The following is a 16,707-nucleotide window of genomic DNA, read 5'->3' as shown; positions in this document are numbered from 1 at the left end:
TAACGGTAAATAAATGTGATCAATAGTAAATGAGGAGCTGAACGAATATGTGTGGGTTTGTTGGCGTTATTCATCAGGACGGCACCCCGGTGCAACTGTCTGATGTGAAGCACATGACTAAAGTTTTGACCCACCGCGGGCCGGATGATGAGGGTTACTACCAGGATGACGATATCACCCTAGGGTTTCGGCGTCTGAGCATCATCGACCTGAGCCACGGTGGTCAGCCACTGTCCCACGATAACAAGCGTTACTGGATCGTTTTCAACGGTGAAATCTACAACTACATTGAGCTGCGCGATGAGCTCAAGGCGGATGGCCAGACGTTCAGCACTGACAGCGATACGGAAGTCATTTTGGGCATGTACCAGAAGTACGGGGTGGAAGCTGCGTCCAAGCTTCGCGGTATGTTTGCCTTTATGTTGATAGACACGCAGACCCACGAAGTTTACGGGGCCCGCGACAACTTTGGGATCAAGCCGTTGTTTTACTCTGAGGCTGATGACGGCAACGTCTACCTGGCGTCGGAAAAGAAGGCGCTGATCAGCCTGTTGGACGACCGGTCAATCAACGACCAGGCGCTCCAGGACTACATGACCTACCAGTACGTACCGGATCCCGAGAGCTTGACGCCATCGATGCACAAGCTGGAGGCCGGCCACTACTTCACCAAGAAGCCGGGTGAGCCGTTCACGGTGACCCAGTACTTCAACCCGACCTTTGCTCCCCAGACGATGACCGATGAGGACAAAGTCGCGCGGGACTTGGCCGCGGTCCTGCGTGATAGTGTGGCGAAGCACATGCGCGCGGACGTCACGGTGGGTTCCTTCCTTTCTGGCGGGGTGGATTCGTCCATTATCGTTGCCCTGGCCCGGGAACTAAGTCCCAAGATCAAGACCTTCTCCGTTGGTTTTGAGCGTGAAGGCTACAACGAAATTGATGTGGCCAAGGAAACGGCGCAGCGCCTGGACGTGGAAAACATCAGTGAGGTGATCACGCCCGAAGAATTCGCCAAGGCCTTCCCGCGGTTTGTGTACGCAATGGACGACCCGTTGGCGGACCCGGCGGCCGTGCCGCAGTACTTCTTGACCCGCCTGGCGCGTCGGTACTGCAAAGTCGCACTAACCGGTGAGGGGGCCGACGAGTTCTTTGGCGGTTACACCATCTACAACGAGCCGAACTCCCTACGCATGTTCAACCACATGCCACAGCCGGTGAACCATGTGCTGCGTGGGGTATCGCACATGATGCCGACGGGGATGAAGGGTAAGAGCTTCTTGGAACGTGGGACCACGCCGTTGGAGAAGCGGTTTGTGGGTAACGCCAAGATCTTCAGCGAGGCCGAGAAGAGCCAGCTGTTGCAACACTACAACCCGGACTACCCGTACACCGAAGTGACGCGCGACCTCTACAACCGTAACGCGCAGCTGGACCCAATCACGCGGATGCAGGATATCGATATGCACACCTGGCTGGTGGGCGACCTGTTACTGAACGCGGACCGTACGTCTATGGCCGCCAGCCTGGAGTTGCGGACCCCGTTTATCGATAAGGAAGTCTTCAAGTTTGCCCGTACGATTCCGGCAAACTTGCGCGTGGCGCACGGTACCACGAAGTATATTTTGCGCAAGGCAGCGGAGAGCTTCACCCCCGACAACGTATTGTACCGGCGGAAGCTCGGGTTCCCTGTACCAATTCGGTTCTGGTTGAAGAACGAACTGGCGGACTGGGCGGACAACATTATCAATGAGGCCCAGGTGGACGAGTACCTCAACAAGGATTACGTCCGGCAGTTACTGGCGGACCACCGTGCCGGGAAGGCGGACAATTCCCGGAAGGTGTGGACGGTCCTGACCTTCATGGTTTGGCACCAAGTTTACATCGAGCACAAGTACCCAGAAGTATTTGTCGAAGATTTGGTCCAGACGACCCACGGCGAAGACTAAGTATATTAGTGAGGGAGCGGCCAACAATGGCGACTCCCTTTGTTATGTAATGCGGACCGTAACGCGCCGTAATATGGGGCGGGGACGCTGGTGGAATATGATGACAGCGCTACAATTTAATGAGTAAATGAAGCGGTTTCTCTTGTTTTTGTGCGGTAGCCGCCGTATGCTTAAGGTACAAACAAGTAGGGAGTGATTGGAATGGAACAAGAATACAAACGCTTATTAGTTCCGGTGGACGGATCCCAAGAGGCCGACCTAGCCTTTCAAAAGGCACTCAAGGTGGCCGTTGCCAACCACGCTCGGATGGATATCCTCAACGTCCTCGATACCAAGCAGTTCATTGGTAGCTATGGCGGCATGATTTCTGGTGACGCCATTTACCAGCTGACCCAGGACGCGCAAGAGTACCTTGAGGGCCTGGAAGCACGTGCCAAGGATGAGGGCGTCAACGACGTACACATTCACGTGCGTTTTGGTAACCCGAAGAACGTCATTGCCACGGACTTCCCCCACGAATACAAGTCGGACATCATTATTATTGGCGCTACGGGTCTGAATGCGTTTGAGCGCATGCTGGTCGGTAGTGTGACGGAGTACGTTAACCGTACGGCCCCATGCGATGTGCTGATCGTCAAAGGCGCACCCAAGGGCTAGTAGGCGACACCGCCGTTTAGAAAAGGATTGCGATAAGGGTTCCAGTTACCAGGCCACGTGTTGGTCTTGTGGCTGGAACTTTTTCGTAGCAATATTTTGCGCCCAACCCACCCGGGTCCACAACCTCCCGTTGCGGACCCGGGTTTTACATTGGGCCAATAAGAGCCTGTCCACGTAGTTTGCGACCGCCAGGCCGCGAAATTACCTTCTGTCATCATTACGTTAACGGAGGAAACAATTATGGATCAAGCAACCTTAGCCGCCGCCCCAGACTTTTGGCCCAACCGCTCGCCAGAATTGCGCCAGTACTACGCATCGGAATGGGGTGTGGCAAGTCACGACGACCGGTACTTGTTTGAGCTTCTAGTACTGGAAATTATGGCGGCCGGCTTAAGCTGGCAACTAGCCCTGCGTAAACGGGCGGGCATCAATGCCGCCTTTGCAGATATGGACGTGGACCGGATTGCCGCGTTCGGCACGGCGGACGTTGAACGCTTATTACAGGACGAACGTATTATGCGCAACCGTCGCAAAGTGACGGCGGTTATTACCAACGCCCAGGCGACGCAACGGTTGATTGCGGAGTGGGGCAGTCTGGACGCTTACGTGTGGCACTTTACCGGTGGCTGCCAGCAGGTGGGCCACTGGCAGGACTACCACGACCTACCGCGACGGTCGGCGCTGGCCGAGACTGTGAGCCGGGATTTGAAACAGCGCGGTTTCACCTTTGTGGGGCCCGTGCTCATCCACAATTATCTACAGGGTGCCGGTGTGATCGATAATCGCGTTGACACCAGCGGCTGAGTGCGTGTCTCCGCGCGTCAGCGTATAATCAGGTCTATAAATGGGGGCTTGGTTATGCAACGACAGAGGCTGTGGGGAATGTTTCTGGCCGGCGGCGCGGCGTGCCTGTGGGGCGTGTCGGGACCGTGCAGTCAGTATTTATTTCTGCACCACGTGGATCTATTGTGGCTGATTGGTAGCAAAATGTTGTTTGGCGGTCTGGTGTTAGGCCTCTATTGTTTGGTGCGCGACCGGCACGCCCTGATGGCCGTCTGGCATAGCCGTAAAGCCGTGGTGCACCTGCTACTGTTTACTATTTTCGGAATGGTTACCATGCAGCTGATCTACTTCCAAACCGTGGCGGTGTCGAACGCGGCCACGGCCACCATCATGCAGTACTTAGCGCCCATCCTGATTTTGGCCTGGGTGGCTGTTAGCACGCGAACCTGGCCGCGCCGGGCGGACTTCGTGACCATTGGGCTAGCGATGCTGGGCACGCTGCTGGTAGTGACCAAGGGTCAGATCACGCAGCTGGCCATTTCCCCACGCGCGTTGTGGTGGGGACTGCTTGCGGCCGTAGCGGCAGCGGGTTACACGCTGATTCCCCGTTGGCTGCTGGCTCATTATTCGGGTATTGCGGTATCCGCGTGGTCGATGCTTCTGGGCGGGCTAGGCCTGACGGCTTACCGCCCGTTTTGGACGGATGCGCCGCAACTCACCCACTGGATGTGGGTGGCGTACGCGTTTGTGCTTGTCTTTGGGACCATTTTTGCCTACGCGATGTATCTGATCAGCCTGCGCTACATCGCGCCTACGGTGGTCGGGTTGCTCGACGCCTTTGAACCATTGGGGGCCGTTGTTGCGGGGGTATTGTTCATGCACTTGCAACTGGATTTTTGGGAAGTAGTCGGCGGGCTCATTATTTTGGTGACGGTAGGTTTAATGAGCGTTTTGACCCCCCAAACGCCGGCCCCTCACGAGTAAGCGGCCACCCGTAAGTGACGACAGGGTAATGGGCGTTTGGGCCGGGCATTCTACGTGTGGTACAATACACGCAGATATAGTGCATTTACGGAGGACAAACATGGATCAATTTAGCGTGACGGCACTGGCCGACCAACTGGAGGCCGATACCGATAAGTTACTGGCCAAAGAAATGGTACTAAACGCGGATGCAATCAACGAAGCCGTTGATTACCTCGACGTTTTGCAGAACCCAGCGGCAAGTTATCCGGAGCTGAACCAAGAGGCGTACTCAGACAGCGAGTCTGACCACAAGTTGAGCCTGCTCGGGGATAACACCCCGTTGATGAACATTGATGACCGGATCATGGTCAACCACGTGGATGGTTCGATTAGTGGCGACAAGGTGCACTTTACCTATAATCACGAGACGCCGCTGGTGGATGGGCAATACTCCGCCAAGAAGGACCTGGAGATCATCAAGTTTGGTCTGGAAGTCATTGGCGCGGTGCTTGGTACGGGTGCGCACGATCAGGTCAAGGCACTCTTGTCGCCGGATGCAGTCGTGTCGTTAACGATTGCGGCGCACCGGTTACGTGCTTGGCAGTTAGCTGAATAATTTGCGTATTTTTGTTTAATGGGTGGCTACGTGCCACCTTTTTTTGTGTCCGCGCAGTGGCGCCGCCGGGGTGGCTGTCGTTCAATTCGGTTAGGGCCGCAGCACGAAGCCCGGAGATTATGCAGTCATGCCAGTGACGATAATTGTCCAGACAGCCTGGTAATTTTGTAATTTAATGGGGCCAAAAATAATATCAAAAATATTTTTGTTAGCGCTTGCAAAATCGTAGGCGGCAGGATATACTATGAGTGTAGTTAAGGAGGCGGTTCCCATACAGGGTTAGCCAAGTCCAACTTCTCATAGTCCGGTAACCTGTGGCAAGTGGTACCGGGCAGAAATCGAATGTTGTGCACCATGGTTTCGTGAAGTGAGGTGGTTATTTAATTGCCAAACGGATGGCGGCGCGGAGTGGTAGCCTGAAACAGACGTGAAGAAGTCGGTAGTAGGTAGCACCACGATGAGCATTTAACAGGTAGAGCAGAATAGTCAGTAGAACCGCGACCCGATGAGGGTTGAATGTGTCACGGCAAGCGTGTGAAGCGTAGCCGGCTGGGTAGATAAGTTAAGCTGTTGAGGTAAAGTTACGGAGTGAAGCGTAACGACGCCGCTATCAGGATCGTGAAGGCATCTTTGCGAAGGAAGTCATGAAGAGCACGACGAGCACCATAGTTACTTGTACCTCTAGTGTTACAGATCGAAACCAGAGAAACCAGTACGTGTTTAGTACCGAGACTTGGTACCATGTCAACGACCAGTAGTAATTGCAGTGGCAAGCTGGTCGCGGTCAAGAGGGGACTTGATTCCGATGCCAACAGTAGTTTGAGGTAACAGTTGTAGATGACCATTCATCACCGAGAGGGGTGTATGAAGCATAGTCAGCAAAACGTTTTATCCGGTTTGTTCCAAAGTGTTTTACCAGCAGCATTACCAACGTGGTGACGACCGTTAAGTAAACGGATCCTGTAGTGATCAAACGAAAACCAAGTATTTGAGGTCAACGGAAGTTAGCACGCAGGAAGTTCCAACCAGTTGAATAAAATTTGTTTAGAGGTGTAAGTATCACAGAATATCATATGTTACTAACCGTGTATGCAGCATCCTTAACTTAGAGCCTGGGTCTTGAGAAGTGCCCGGGTTCTATTTTTTTTGCGCAGGCTCTTAGCGCTTTAGCGCTTAGAGCCTACCACTCGGAGGCTGCGCGAAGCTCAGCCGAGAGACTGTAGTCCGATAGCAATGGGCAGTCAGAACGAGTGGCGTAACAGATACAGCCTCCCTCGCTTTAGCGCTTAGAGCCTGCCACTCGGAGACTGCGCGAAGCTCAGCCGAGAGACTGTAGTCCGATAGCAATGGGCAGTCAGTCCGAGCAGCGTAATAGATACAGCCTCCCTCGCTTTAGCGCTCAGAGTCTGCCACTCGGAGGCTGCGCGAAGCTCAGCCGAAAGACTGTAGTCCGATAGCAATGGGCAGTCAGCCCGAGAACCATAACAGATCCCGCTTCTCCGGCTTTAGCGCTTCGAGCCCGACATCCACCAAACGTTGAACCCATCCCCGCGTACCTTTGTGCTCCAACCGAGCAACTCTGACAACCGCAACAAAGAGCTCCCGCAGTCACGCTGCGAGAGCTCTCTTTACATACTATCTAAATGTGGTGTTACTTTTCCTGCACGGCCTTGACCGCCTTGGCAATTGCGGCTTGTTGGTACTTGGCCGTCAGCTGCTTGACCAGTGCTTGTTGCTGCGCTTGGGTCATGCTCGGATTCTTGGCCACAGCCGCGGCAACCTGCTGCTTAATTGCGGCTTGCAGTTGCGCCTTTTGGGCCGCAGACTGGTGCTGAGCCTTTTTGAGCTGCTGGGCTAGTTGCTTGGCTTGGCTGGTCGTCAGATCATACCAAGTAGTTGGAATCTTGAACGTGTTGGTCTGTTTGATTAGTTGATGGTTGTTCAAATCGTTAAACATTAACTTAGCAAAGTCGTTCTTGTACACCCACTCGTGCCTGGTGACTTGCAACTGGGCGACGTCCTGTTGGGTGGTTGTGACCCGGTTGTAGACGTCGTAGTCAGCTTTGGTGTGGTGGGTTTTGGCTTTGCTGCCAGACGCGGTTTTGTAGATGTACACGCTGTGCTTGCCGTTAGTACCGATGTCCTGGTGCAACAACAACGACAGCGCCTTGCTTGGTGAAGCCGAGTAGATTACCTGACTGGTGGTCGTGGTGACCCGCTTCATCCCTAAGTGGTCTTCGTCGTTTTCGTGGATGGCCCACACGGAGCCAACCATCAAGACGCCGGTAATGGCGACGAATAGGACTCGGTACCAGGAGCTACGCAGCGTCACAAAGGAGATGAACAACAGAATGGTACTAATGACTAAAATCCACAGAATCATTATGCGGCCTCCTTTGCTGAGTGGGAACTTTCGTCGATGATGTCAGCCGAGCTCATCTTCTTGTTGAGGAAGAATGCGAGGAGCCAACCTAGGGTACTGAAGCCCACGGCAATCCAGAAGGCAGCGTGGTAGCCGTCCAGGGTGGCGTTGAAGTAACTGTGTTTGTAAGCCAGTGGGTCGGCTTTGAGGAACGCGTGTACGGGACTGTGCTGATTGGTAACGTTGGTCAGAACGGACACCATGATCGCCGTGGTGATGGAACTAGCAATTTGCCGGAGTGTGTTGTTCACGGCGGTCCCGTGCCCAACTAGGTCCTGGCTCAGTGCGTTCATCCCGTTGGTGGTCAGTGGCATCATCGTCATGGAGATCCCAAACATCCGGACGGCGTAGAGTACCGTGATGTAGATGGATGGTGTGGTCGCGGTCACGAAGGCGTACGGGACGGTAGCAACGGCCAGCGTGAACAGCCCCATCTGGGCGAGGCGCTTAGCCCCGATACGGTCAAAGATGGTCCCGGTAATTGGGCTCATCACGGCCATCATCAACGCCCCAGGCAGTAAGGTCAACCCGGATTCAAGCGCCGACTTGCCGTGAATAATTTGCAGGTACAGCGGGATAACCATTTCGGCCCCCACCATGGCCATGTTCGCAATCGAAGCCAGCACGGTAGATAGGGTGAAAATGTGGGACTTGAAGACGCGTAGCTCCAGGAACGGTACGTCCATGTGTAGCTGCCGGTAGGCAAAGAGGGCGATGACGAGGATGCCAACCAGGATACTTCCGTAAACGAACGGTGAACCCCAGCCCTTGTCACCAACTTCCGAGAAGCCGTACAGCAGCGCGCCAAAACCGATGGTCGATTCGATTAGCGACAGCACGTCGAGGTGTGGGTTGCGTTGTGGTAATACGTCGCGCATGAAGAAAAAGGCTGCAATAATAACGGCAATGGTGATAGGAATTAACATACCGAAGAGCGTCCGCCAGCCAAAGTTGTCAATGACAAACCCGGACAGCGTCGGGCCAATGGCTGGTGCCACCCCGATGGCGATTCCGGCGACCCCCATGGCCGCCCCACGTTTGTTGGGCGGGAAGATCGTCAGCATGATGTTTTGTAGCAGCGGCATCGTGATTCCGACCCCGACGGCCTGAATGAGCCGGCCCGCCAATAAGAAGGCAAAGCTCGGGGCGGTGAAGGCCACGATGGTTCCTAAGAGGAATGTACTCATGGCAATCAGGTAGAGGCGCTGTGTAGGCACCTTTGAAGTTAAGTAGGCGGTCACGGGAATCATGATCCCGTTAACCATCATGAAACCAGTGGTCAGCCACTGCACGGTGGCAGTGGAAATACTGAAGGCCTTCATCAAAGTCGGGAAGGCCGTACTGAGAATGGTTTGGTTTAAAACGGTGGTGAAGACGCCGACAATCAGCGTGGCCACCAGGAGGGCGACGTTGATTTTGCGTCCGTTGTTATCGGTAATACTGTTCATTACGCTTCCCCAGCTTTTGATTTATTTTGCGACACGTTTATCATATTGTGTTACAATTACGATATTAAATGTTACAACTTGATTTTCAGAAAGTCAATGAACGGAGTCACGTAAATGGAGCAAATGGCAAACTTTGTTAAGAAAATGCGGTCCTTTGATTTTTCAATGGGTATCGGGGAAACCTGTCGGGTCAGTGGGGTAACGCCGGCTCAGATTCGGTATTGGGAACGTAAGGGCTATATCCGTTCCATTCGTCACGGCGAGGGCCAGAATAAACGTTACCCATACGGCAGCGTAGCCGCCATCGTGTATATTAAAACCAAGATGGATGAGGGCTTCACGTTGGCGCATGCCGCCGCTGAGGCCCAACGCCATTTTGACGACATGGAGGTGCTGAAGCGGATGTTGTACCGGGGTGAGATGAGCGTGGAGCAGCATGGTGATCACGCCGATGTCTGGTTAGGACATCTTGAGAATGATCCGCAGCACGACGTAGTGGCCCGGGTTGACGACGAGCACGTGGCGTTACGGTTAGCACCCCACGCAGAGGAGAATTTGTAATGCGGCCAGCAATTAAATGGAACAAACGGGTCCAATGGCGTGTCACGATGCGCGCAGATACCCGGCAACGGACGCCGCAGGAGCAGTTACGGGCGGCCATCATGGCAGATCCGCAAAACGCTGCGTATACGGCAGCGGGAATTGCCCCGCTGTACGTTGCCCACCCTGAGGCCCGCATCTTACTGATCAGCCAGGCACCGGGACGGCAGGCTCAGGATACCCGCCTGTTTTTCAATGATCCCAGCGGTGACCGTTTGCGGACCTGGATGGACGTCACCCGAGACCAGTTCTATGATCCGCATAACTTTGCGGTGTTACCACTGGACTTTTACTTTCCCGGTAAGGGTCAGGGTGGCGATCTGCCGCCCCGTAAAGGGTTTGCGGATAAGTGGTTGCCACAGCTGATGGCGCAGCTGCCCGCCGTGCAGTTAACGGTGCTGATCGGTAGTTATGCGCAACAGTGGTACCTCGGGCAACGGGCTCAGCGCACGTTGACGGCGACGGTCGCGCATTACGCCGACTACTTGCCGGATGTTTTGCCTATTGTGCACCCGTCACCGCGGAACCAGGCCTGGGTTAAGCACCACCCATGGTTCAGCACGCAGGTGTTGCCAGAGTTACGTAACCGGGTCCACATGGTGATCGATTAGATTAAGTGCGCCACAATTAAGAACAAAATGTCGATTATCCCGTAAAAGGTGACGTTGTTAGCGTTCCCACTGGTACGGGCATTTGTGTGGACTGCGCGATACCCTTATAATGACAAAATAAAGAGCAGGCTAGATGTACCGGCTGGCGACGGTTGACCGGATACGCGACGAGGGGGTGCTCATGGTGGCCCGAATGATTCGGTATTATGATCACTTCACGGATGATTTCGTGACCAGCGCCCACCAACAGGAACGTGTGACGGCGGACTACCAGTGGGAACACCCCAGTAAATGGTGGCAGGTCCGCCGACGGGTAGTCACCGCGGCGGCCCGGCTGTTCGGGGCCGTGTTGACCCACGGTATGTGGCACGTTCGGTGGGTCAACCGGGGAGCGTTGCGTCAGGCGGGGCCGGAAGGCTACTTCCTGTACGCCAACCACACCCAGCCGGTCGGGGACCCGTTCCTCGCGCTGTTGGCGGGCCGCCCGCGCGGTTTTGCGGCCATTGTGAGTGCCGCTAACCTGGGCATCCCGGTGTTGGGGCACATCCTGCCGTGGGCCGGGGCGTTACCGCTACCCGATGATTTACATGGATTGGCGCGGTTTAACCACGCCGTGGGGTAAGCAGTGCAAGCAGGACGGTACGTGACGATTTTTCCGGAGGCCCATGTGTGGCCCTACTATACGGGCATCCGGCCGTTTGGTGAGGCCGCGTTTCACTACCCGGTGGCCACCGGGAAGCCGGTGTACACCATGACCGTGACCTATCAACGTCGGCGCTGGAGCCGACGTCCGCGGATCACCGTGTTTGTGGATGGTCCCCTGCGGCCGGATGCGACCCTGACTCGTAAGGCGCAACAAGCGCAGTTGGCGGAGTTAGTCACGCAACAAATGCGGCAGCGGAGTGCTGCTAGTACCTATAGTTACATCACTTACCAAAGGAGGAGTTAGCATGGATGTCCTATATTGCGGTGATGCCAAAATGGCGGATGGCCTACTAATTTCGGTGTTATCACTATTGCACAACGTGCGGGAACCGTTGCACGTGCACGTTTTAACGGCCCATATTACCGTGGGCACCAAGGAGTACCAGCCCTTGAGTGATGACACGGTCGCGGTGGTGCGACGCCAAATGCGGCGAGTCAACTCCGCCAATACAGTCACTAAGCATGATGTGACGGCGCTGTTTAACATGGAACCGCCACTAGCGAACATGGATACCATCTTTACACCAAATTGTATGTTGCGCCTCTTTGTAGACCAGGTGCCAGACATGCCGGACCGTCTGTTGTACTTAGATACCGACGTGGTTTGTCGGCGTGATTGCGGTGAATTTTACCACCAGGATATGGCCGGTATCGAACTGGCTGGCGTATTGGATTACTACGGCCGGTGGTTTTTCCACAATCATGGTTTGCGGTTTGACTACCTGAATTCTGGGGTGTTGTTACTGAACCTCAAAGAAATTCGCCGGACGGGGCTGTTTGAACGGGCGCGGCGGCTATGCGTCACCACGCAAATGTTCATGCCGGACCAGTCGGCTTTGAACCGTTTGGTCACAGCTGCCCGCATCATGCCGCGGCGGTTCAACGACCAACGGCGGTTGCACGCCGACACGGTCTTCCAGCACTTCACCACGAGTTTTCGGCTCTGGCCGTGGGTGCACACCCTGACGGTCAAGCCGTGGCAGGTAACGGCTGTTCACGACCAGTTGAAGTTGCATGAATATGACGACTTGCTGGACGAATACGACCGTTTGGAACCCCAATTAAAGGATAAAAATTAATGACAACCACAATTCCGTTATTCTTCGCTGTTGATGACCGCTACGCACCGTACCTGGCGGTCACGTTGACCTCGATCATCCAAAACAGTGACCCGCAACAACAGTATGAAGCCATTATTTTGCATGACCACCTATCCACACCGCATCAGCAGCGGTTGGCAGCGTTGGCGACGGACAACGTCCACGTGCGCATCGTCCAGATGAGCGCCGCCTTTGCCCAGCGAATGGCTAATGACCACTCCCAATTGCGGTGCGATTACCACACGCTGACCATTTTTTTCCGGCTGTTCATTGCCGACATGTTTCCGGAATACCACAAGGGTATCTATCTGGACGCCGACCTCGTGGTCACGACCGACGTGGCGCGTTTATACCGGTTGGATCTCCAGGGTAACTACCTCGGGGGTTGTATGGACACCTACTTAGCCGACTCGCCCGTGACCGTCGCGTACGTCGAGGACGCGGTCGGCGTGCCGATGCAAAGTTACATCAATTCCGGGGTGTTGTTGATGGACCTGGACGCTCTGCGTGCCTGCAATCTAGGCGACCGGTTCCTGGCGTTACTGCAACAGTACGACTTTGACACGATTGCACCCGACCAGGATTACATCAACGCAATGGTGCACGACCACATCTTGCGGTTGGACCAGACCTGGAACACGATGCCGACCCTCCCGACCATGAACCAGGACCTGGCGCGGCCCCACGTAATTCACTTCAACTTGTTTGCCAAGCCGTGGCACTATGACCACGTGATGTACGCTGATTTCTTCTGGCAGTACGTCCCAGACTCTGGTTATGCGGATGAAGTGGCCCTGGCCAAGCGCAACTACACCCAGGACGATGTCGCCACGGATGATGCCAATGCGGAGGCCTTGGTGGATAAAGCCACTGTCTTAGTGGCCAGTCCGGACAACTTTAAGCGGACGGCGGCGCGCGGCGTCCAGGTACGCCTATGATTATTGGTGGAAACAAAGAGGCGGTAATCGCCAACATCCAGCGGCGCGTCAAGGCGGGGGAGTTTAACGCTAAAGTCGAGGTGGGCGATCCCCAGATGACCACGGCGGCACAGGTGGCGATTGCTGAACGCGCAATTGCACGGCACGACCGCTTGGACTACCGGTTGAATAACTTGGTGGCTCGTGGCGCAATGAACGTGGCGGCGCGGATTGTTAACCGGCACACGCACTACACGGGGATGGACCACTTACGGCGTTTACGTGGTGGGGCCATCATTACCAGCAACCACTTTAACCCCCTCGAAAATTTGGTCGAGCGACGGCTGGTACAAAAGGCACTCCACCGACGGATGTTCATCGTGAGCCAGGCCACGAACCTGGATTTTCCGGGCGCGTTGGGATTCCTGATGAACTACGCGGATACCATCCCCATTAGCCCCAGTACCCAGTACATGGCGCGAATCTTTCCGGACACCTTGGGTCGGGTCATGGCCGCAGGGCAACTGGTGTTGATGTATTCTGAGCAGGAAATGTGGTTTAATTACCGCAAGCCGCGTCCGGTAAAGCGGGGGGCGTATTATTATGCCGCCCGGTTAGGGGTCCCAATTGTGTCCTGCTTCGTCGAGATTCAGGATGTGGGGCGTCCCGATAACGATGAGTTCAACCAGGTGCGGTATGTGGAGCACGTATTGCCGCTGATTTATCCCGACCCGGCATTAAGTGTGCGCATGAACAGCGAGCAGATGATGCAGCAGGATTACCAGCAGAAGGTGGCGGCGTACGAGCAAGCGTACGGGCGGCCCCTCACGTACGACTTCAGCCCGGATGATATTGCGGGCTGGCGTCAGCCACAGCAGCAATCATAGTAGCAATAATATTCATATTCAGAGCGGGGCTATTTGGCCCCTACCAGGTGGTTATCCCTCAACGGGGTGACCACCTTTTTTCTTTGCAGCTGTACCGTTTTATTCACGATGTGTGGTCGGTGTGATTCCGGTATCTAGGTGTGACCCGTGGCGGGAGCTGCGACGCACACGCGCCAACACACCCACCGCCATTTTTGTTCAAACACGCAACAAATCTATAAATTTGATTATCATATTTAAAAGCATTATCCTATAGTTAAAAGGGTGTCGCCTGATTAGGGGTGTCCACCAAATTGAAAATTAAGGAGGAATTGCATGGTACCAATTGCGGTGAAAGTTGATGATGACAGCCTGGAGGTGCGTTATCCAGCGAAGGATCAAACGGACACCGAACCACCCATTGTCATCAAGTACAACCCGGAGCAGTCAATTGGCGCTAACTTGGAGAACCTCCGGATTAAGATGGCCGGAATCCACTTTGACGTCATTATTATTGATAACCCACTCAGTTACACGTTTTCCGATACGGTGGTCGGCCTGAACCACCAGCGTATTGATATTGGCTTGGCCCTGACCAACATGTTCAACGTGCCCGTGGTGGCCCGGCCTACGGTAAAGCAGCGGGGCCTGGAGACCGCGGTAGCCGACAAAACGACTTACGCCAGCTGGCACCTGGACTACTACGGTGAGTATACCGGTAAGCGTAACTATGGCCAGGAAGCGATGCTGACGGTTGGGAACGGTTATTACGGCCTGCGCGGGGCCTACGTGGAAGCTACGGCCGATGCGGATAATTACCCCGGGTTTTACGTTGCGGGGGTCTATAACCAGAATACGACCAACATTAACGGGCGGGACGTGGTCAACGAAGACCTAGTCAACCTGCCTAACGTGCAATACTTGTCACTGGGAGTGGATCACGGCAACCCGTTCCAAATTCGGCGGGCCGATATTCGTGATATTTATCGGAGCCTTAATTTACGGACGGGTCAGTTGCAAACGACTATGCTGATCAGCCTCGCGACGGGGCACCAGCTGGTGGTGACGACGACCAAAGTTGCGGATATGCGTCATTACCACCGGCTCGCCATTCGTTACGCGGTGACCCCACTTAATTTTGATGGTTCATTGCAGGTCTACGCGGCCATTGATGGCAACGTGCAGAACCGCAACGTGGACCGTTATAACCAGTTTGATCAACGCCACGTGGCGGTGGATGCCACCACGACGGACCACAACAACGCGGTACTCACGGGCCACACCCGTCACTCTCAGGTGCATTTTGCTATTGGTAGTCAAATTACCAGTCCTGACCGCGACCTCACGGCGGCGGTCCGCGGCACGCAGACCTCGACGGCGGTGCGGCAGACCGTTAACCTGACGGTGCATGCCGGACAGACATACACGATCGATAAATTGGTGGCTGTGGTTACCGACCATGATGGTGAGGAGACTGACACAGCGTTAACGGACCGCGTTAATGCCGAGTTACAGGCTGGCAGCTTTGATAACACGGCTGCGATGACCCAAGACTTCTTTGCCGACACCTGGCGGCGGGCCGACGTGGTCGTGACCGGCGACATTACCAGCCAGAAGTTGTTGCGGGTCAACGTGTTCCACCTGCTAGTTGCCGGCGCCGCCCTGGGTGCTGGACACCTTGACGCCTCGACCGGGGCGCGGGGACTACACGGTGAAGCTTACCGTGGCCACGTGTTCTGGGACGAAATGTTCTGCTTCCCGTTCTACGCGGAGCACTACCCGGCAATTGCTCGGGCGATGATCATGTACCGGTATCGGCGGCTGGATGCAGCCCGGCAGTACGCCGAGTCGGTCGGCCAGCACGGCGCGATGTTTCCGTGGCAGTCGGCGATGTATGGGGATGAGCAGGCGCAGTCCGTGCACCTCAACCCGCTGACGAACCAGTGGGATCCCGACAATAGTCGCCGGCAACGGCACGTATCACTGTCCGTGGCCTATGACGTGTGGTTGTATGACCACTTGACGGGTGATCACGACGTCATGCACCGGTACGGTTTGGAAATTATGTTGTCGGTTGCGCGCTTCTGGTTAGGCATGGCCACGCGCGACGAGGCCACGGGCCGGTACGACATCAACGGTGTCATGGGCCCCGACGAATTTCACGAGCAGTATCCGAACAGTAAGCTGGGTGGCCTAAGCAACAACGCGTACACCAACATGATGGTGGCGTGGTTATTCCAGACGTTAACGCAGCTGACCAAACAGCTGCCAGCAAAGGTGGTCCAGCAGGCCGCGGCCAAAGCCGGTTGGCGGGACCAGGATACAGCCCGGTTAACCGATATTGCCGCCCACCTAAACCTGGACATTAATGACGACGGTATTATCGGCCAATTCCAGGGCTACTTTGACCTGCCGCGCTTGGACTTTGACCAGTACCGCAAGCAGTATGGCGATATTGCACGATTGGACCGGATCCTCAAGTCTGAAGGTAAGACGCCCGACGCGTACCAGGTCGCCAAGCAGGCCGACGCGTTGATGGCGTACTACGTCTTGAACCACGATGACGTGGAGCACCTCATTCAGGGGCTGGGTTACCACTTACCCGTGGGCTACTTCACGCACAATTTGCAGTACTACCTTAACCGGACGACGCACGGGTCGACTTTGTCGCGCATTGTGTACGCGGCCTTGAACGAGCAGGATGGCAATTATGACCAGTCCTGGCAGCTGTTCCGGCAGGCATTGTTCTCCGATTACTACGATATTCAGGGTGGGACGACCGCCGAGGGCATCCATCTCGGTGTGATGGGCGCCACCATCAACGTGGTTACCAGTACGTATGGCGGCGTCAACGTTCTCGGTCCGCAGGTGACGGTGAACCCGCACTTGCCCCAGCGGTGGCGTGAACTCCGCTTTGCGCTGGATGTCCGCGGGGTCCGGCTCGCGTTCCGCATCACCCACCACCTCGTACACGTGCGCGCCGACCGGGCAACGACCATTCAGGTGTGCGGTCAGGACGTGTCGTTAACGGCGGCTGTGGTTCAAACGATTGACTATTAAGTAAAGGAGT

Annotated in this window: 15 protein-coding genes; 13 read left to right on the top strand and 2 right to left on the bottom strand. The window is 55.3% G+C overall.

Going from position 1 to position 16,707, the window contains the following annotated elements; all coding sequences use genetic code 11:
* The first annotated feature begins 47 nt into the window (after positions 1–47).
* The 5 genes from asnB to FD19_RS05015 all read left to right on the top strand — a co-directional run bounded on the left by asnB (position 48) and on the right by FD19_RS05015 (position 4,968).
* Positions 48–1,946 (top strand): asparagine synthase (glutamine-hydrolyzing), encoded by a 1,899-nt coding sequence (gene asnB, locus FD19_RS05035; protein WP_056969263.1) that lies wholly within the window; start codon positions 48–50, stop codon positions 1,944–1,946.
* 201 nt (positions 1,947–2,147) lie between these two features.
* Positions 2,148–2,603, top strand: coding sequence for a universal stress protein (locus tag FD19_RS05030; protein ID WP_056969262.1), 456 nt, complete (start codon positions 2,148–2,150; stop codon positions 2,601–2,603).
* A gap of 240 nt (positions 2,604–2,843) precedes the next feature.
* A complete protein-coding gene (locus FD19_RS05025; RefSeq protein ID WP_054749722.1) occupies positions 2,844–3,407 on the top strand; it encodes a DNA-3-methyladenine glycosylase I in 564 nt (187 codons plus the stop codon).
* A 54-nt stretch (positions 3,408–3,461) separates the two neighbouring features.
* Entirely contained in the window at positions 3,462–4,370 is a 909-nt protein-coding gene (locus tag FD19_RS05020) for a DMT family transporter (RefSeq protein WP_054749723.1), read from the top strand.
* 100 nt (positions 4,371–4,470) lie between these two features.
* The gene (locus FD19_RS05015) at positions 4,471–4,968 is read left to right on the top strand and encodes a hypothetical protein (RefSeq protein WP_054749725.1); all 498 of its coding nucleotides are present in this window, start codon (positions 4,471–4,473) and stop codon (positions 4,966–4,968) included.
* A 1,651-nt stretch (positions 4,969–6,619) separates the two neighbouring features.
* On the opposite strand, the gene FD19_RS05010 is transcribed toward FD19_RS05015, so the two are convergent.
* Both FD19_RS05010 and FD19_RS05005 read right to left on the bottom strand, forming a co-directional pair.
* Complete coding sequence (locus tag FD19_RS05010) at positions 6,620–7,351, bottom strand: DUF4811 domain-containing protein (RefSeq protein ID WP_054749727.1); 732 nt, start codon at positions 7,349–7,351, stop codon at positions 6,620–6,622.
* The gene (locus FD19_RS05005; RefSeq protein ID WP_056969261.1) at positions 7,351–8,838 is read right to left on the bottom strand and encodes an MDR family MFS transporter; all 1,488 of its coding nucleotides are present in this window, start codon (positions 8,836–8,838) and stop codon (positions 7,351–7,353) included. Before FD19_RS05005 ends, FD19_RS05010 begins: the two co-directional genes overlap by 1 nt.
* 114 nt (positions 8,839–8,952) lie before the next feature.
* On the opposite strand from FD19_RS05005, the gene FD19_RS05000 reads away from it, so the two are divergent.
* The 8 genes from FD19_RS05000 (at position 8,953) to FD19_RS04965 (ending at position 16,697) form a co-directional block, all read left to right on the top strand.
* Positions 8,953–9,399: a MerR family transcriptional regulator gene (locus FD19_RS05000; protein WP_054749729.1), complete on the top strand. Its 447-nt coding sequence runs from the start codon at positions 8,953–8,955 to the stop codon at positions 9,397–9,399.
* 47 nt (positions 9,400–9,446) lie between these two features.
* The gene (locus FD19_RS04995) at positions 9,447–10,049 is read left to right on the top strand and encodes a uracil-DNA glycosylase family protein (protein WP_056969302.1); all 603 of its coding nucleotides are present in this window, start codon (positions 9,447–9,449) and stop codon (positions 10,047–10,049) included.
* Between the two features lie 133 nt (positions 10,050–10,182).
* The gene (locus tag FD19_RS04990; RefSeq protein WP_056969260.1) at positions 10,183–10,671 is read left to right on the top strand and encodes a hypothetical protein; all 489 of its coding nucleotides are present in this window, start codon (positions 10,183–10,185) and stop codon (positions 10,669–10,671) included.
* Positions 10,672–10,674: 3 nt separating this feature from the next.
* The gene (locus FD19_RS04985; protein WP_156639615.1) at positions 10,675–10,998 is read left to right on the top strand and encodes a lysophospholipid acyltransferase family protein; all 324 of its coding nucleotides are present in this window, start codon (positions 10,675–10,677) and stop codon (positions 10,996–10,998) included.
* 1 nt (position 10,999) lies between these two features.
* Positions 11,000–11,833 carry a glycosyltransferase gene (locus FD19_RS04980; protein WP_054749734.1) on the top strand — a complete coding sequence of 278 codons (834 nt, stop codon included), beginning with the start codon at positions 11,000–11,002 and terminating at the stop codon, positions 11,831–11,833.
* Positions 11,833–12,792, top strand: a complete 960-nt coding sequence (locus tag FD19_RS04975) for a glycosyltransferase family 8 protein (RefSeq protein ID WP_056969258.1) — start codon at positions 11,833–11,835, stop codon at positions 12,790–12,792. The genes FD19_RS04980 and FD19_RS04975 overlap by 1 nt, the downstream gene beginning before the upstream one ends.
* Entirely contained in the window at positions 12,789–13,658 is an 870-nt protein-coding gene (locus tag FD19_RS04970; protein WP_054749738.1) for a lysophospholipid acyltransferase family protein, read from the top strand. The genes FD19_RS04975 and FD19_RS04970 overlap by 4 nt, the downstream gene beginning before the upstream one ends.
* A gap of 315 nt (positions 13,659–13,973) precedes the next feature.
* A complete protein-coding gene (locus tag FD19_RS04965) occupies positions 13,974–16,697 on the top strand; it encodes a glycoside hydrolase family 65 protein (protein WP_056969257.1) in 2,724 nt (907 codons plus the stop codon).
* The last annotated feature ends 10 nt before the right edge of the window (positions 16,698–16,707 follow it).

This window comes from Lacticaseibacillus thailandensis DSM 22698 = JCM 13996 (genome assembly GCF_001436135.1).
Lineage (GTDB): Bacteria > Bacillota > Bacilli > Lactobacillales > Lactobacillaceae > Lacticaseibacillus > Lacticaseibacillus thailandensis.
This window is presented reverse-complemented; position numbering and strand designations above follow the sequence as displayed.

Excerpts from the sequence above, each read along its gene's own strand:
- FD19_RS04980 (WP_054749734.1), top strand. The coding sequence starts at position 11,000 with ATGGATGTCCTATATTGCGGTGATGCCAAAATGGCGGATGGCCTACTA.
- FD19_RS05010 (WP_054749727.1), bottom strand. The coding sequence starts at position 7,351 with ATGATTCTGTGGATTTTAGTCATTAGTACCATTCTGTTGTTCATCTCC.
- FD19_RS04965 (WP_056969257.1), top strand. The coding sequence starts at position 13,974 with ATGGTACCAATTGCGGTGAAAGTTGATGATGACAGCCTGGAGGTGCGT.
- FD19_RS05000 (WP_054749729.1), top strand. The coding sequence starts at position 8,953 with ATGGAGCAAATGGCAAACTTTGTTAAGAAAATGCGGTCCTTTGATTTT.
- FD19_RS05005 (WP_056969261.1), bottom strand. The coding sequence starts at position 8,838 with ATGAACAGTATTACCGATAACAACGGACGCAAAATCAACGTCGCCCTC.
- FD19_RS04970 (WP_054749738.1), top strand. The coding sequence starts at position 12,789 with ATGATTATTGGTGGAAACAAAGAGGCGGTAATCGCCAACATCCAGCGG.
- FD19_RS05020 (WP_054749723.1), top strand. The coding sequence starts at position 3,462 with ATGCAACGACAGAGGCTGTGGGGAATGTTTCTGGCCGGCGGCGCGGCG.
- FD19_RS04975 (WP_056969258.1), top strand. The coding sequence starts at position 11,833 with ATGACAACCACAATTCCGTTATTCTTCGCTGTTGATGACCGCTACGCA.
- FD19_RS05030 (WP_056969262.1), top strand. The coding sequence starts at position 2,148 with ATGGAACAAGAATACAAACGCTTATTAGTTCCGGTGGACGGATCCCAA.
- asnB (WP_056969263.1), top strand. The coding sequence starts at position 48 with ATGTGTGGGTTTGTTGGCGTTATTCATCAGGACGGCACCCCGGTGCAA.
- FD19_RS04990 (WP_056969260.1), top strand. The coding sequence starts at position 10,183 with ATGTACCGGCTGGCGACGGTTGACCGGATACGCGACGAGGGGGTGCTC.
- FD19_RS05025 (WP_054749722.1), top strand. The coding sequence starts at position 2,844 with ATGGATCAAGCAACCTTAGCCGCCGCCCCAGACTTTTGGCCCAACCGC.
- FD19_RS05015 (WP_054749725.1), top strand. The coding sequence starts at position 4,471 with ATGGATCAATTTAGCGTGACGGCACTGGCCGACCAACTGGAGGCCGAT.
- FD19_RS04995 (WP_056969302.1), top strand. The coding sequence starts at position 9,447 with ATGCGCGCAGATACCCGGCAACGGACGCCGCAGGAGCAGTTACGGGCG.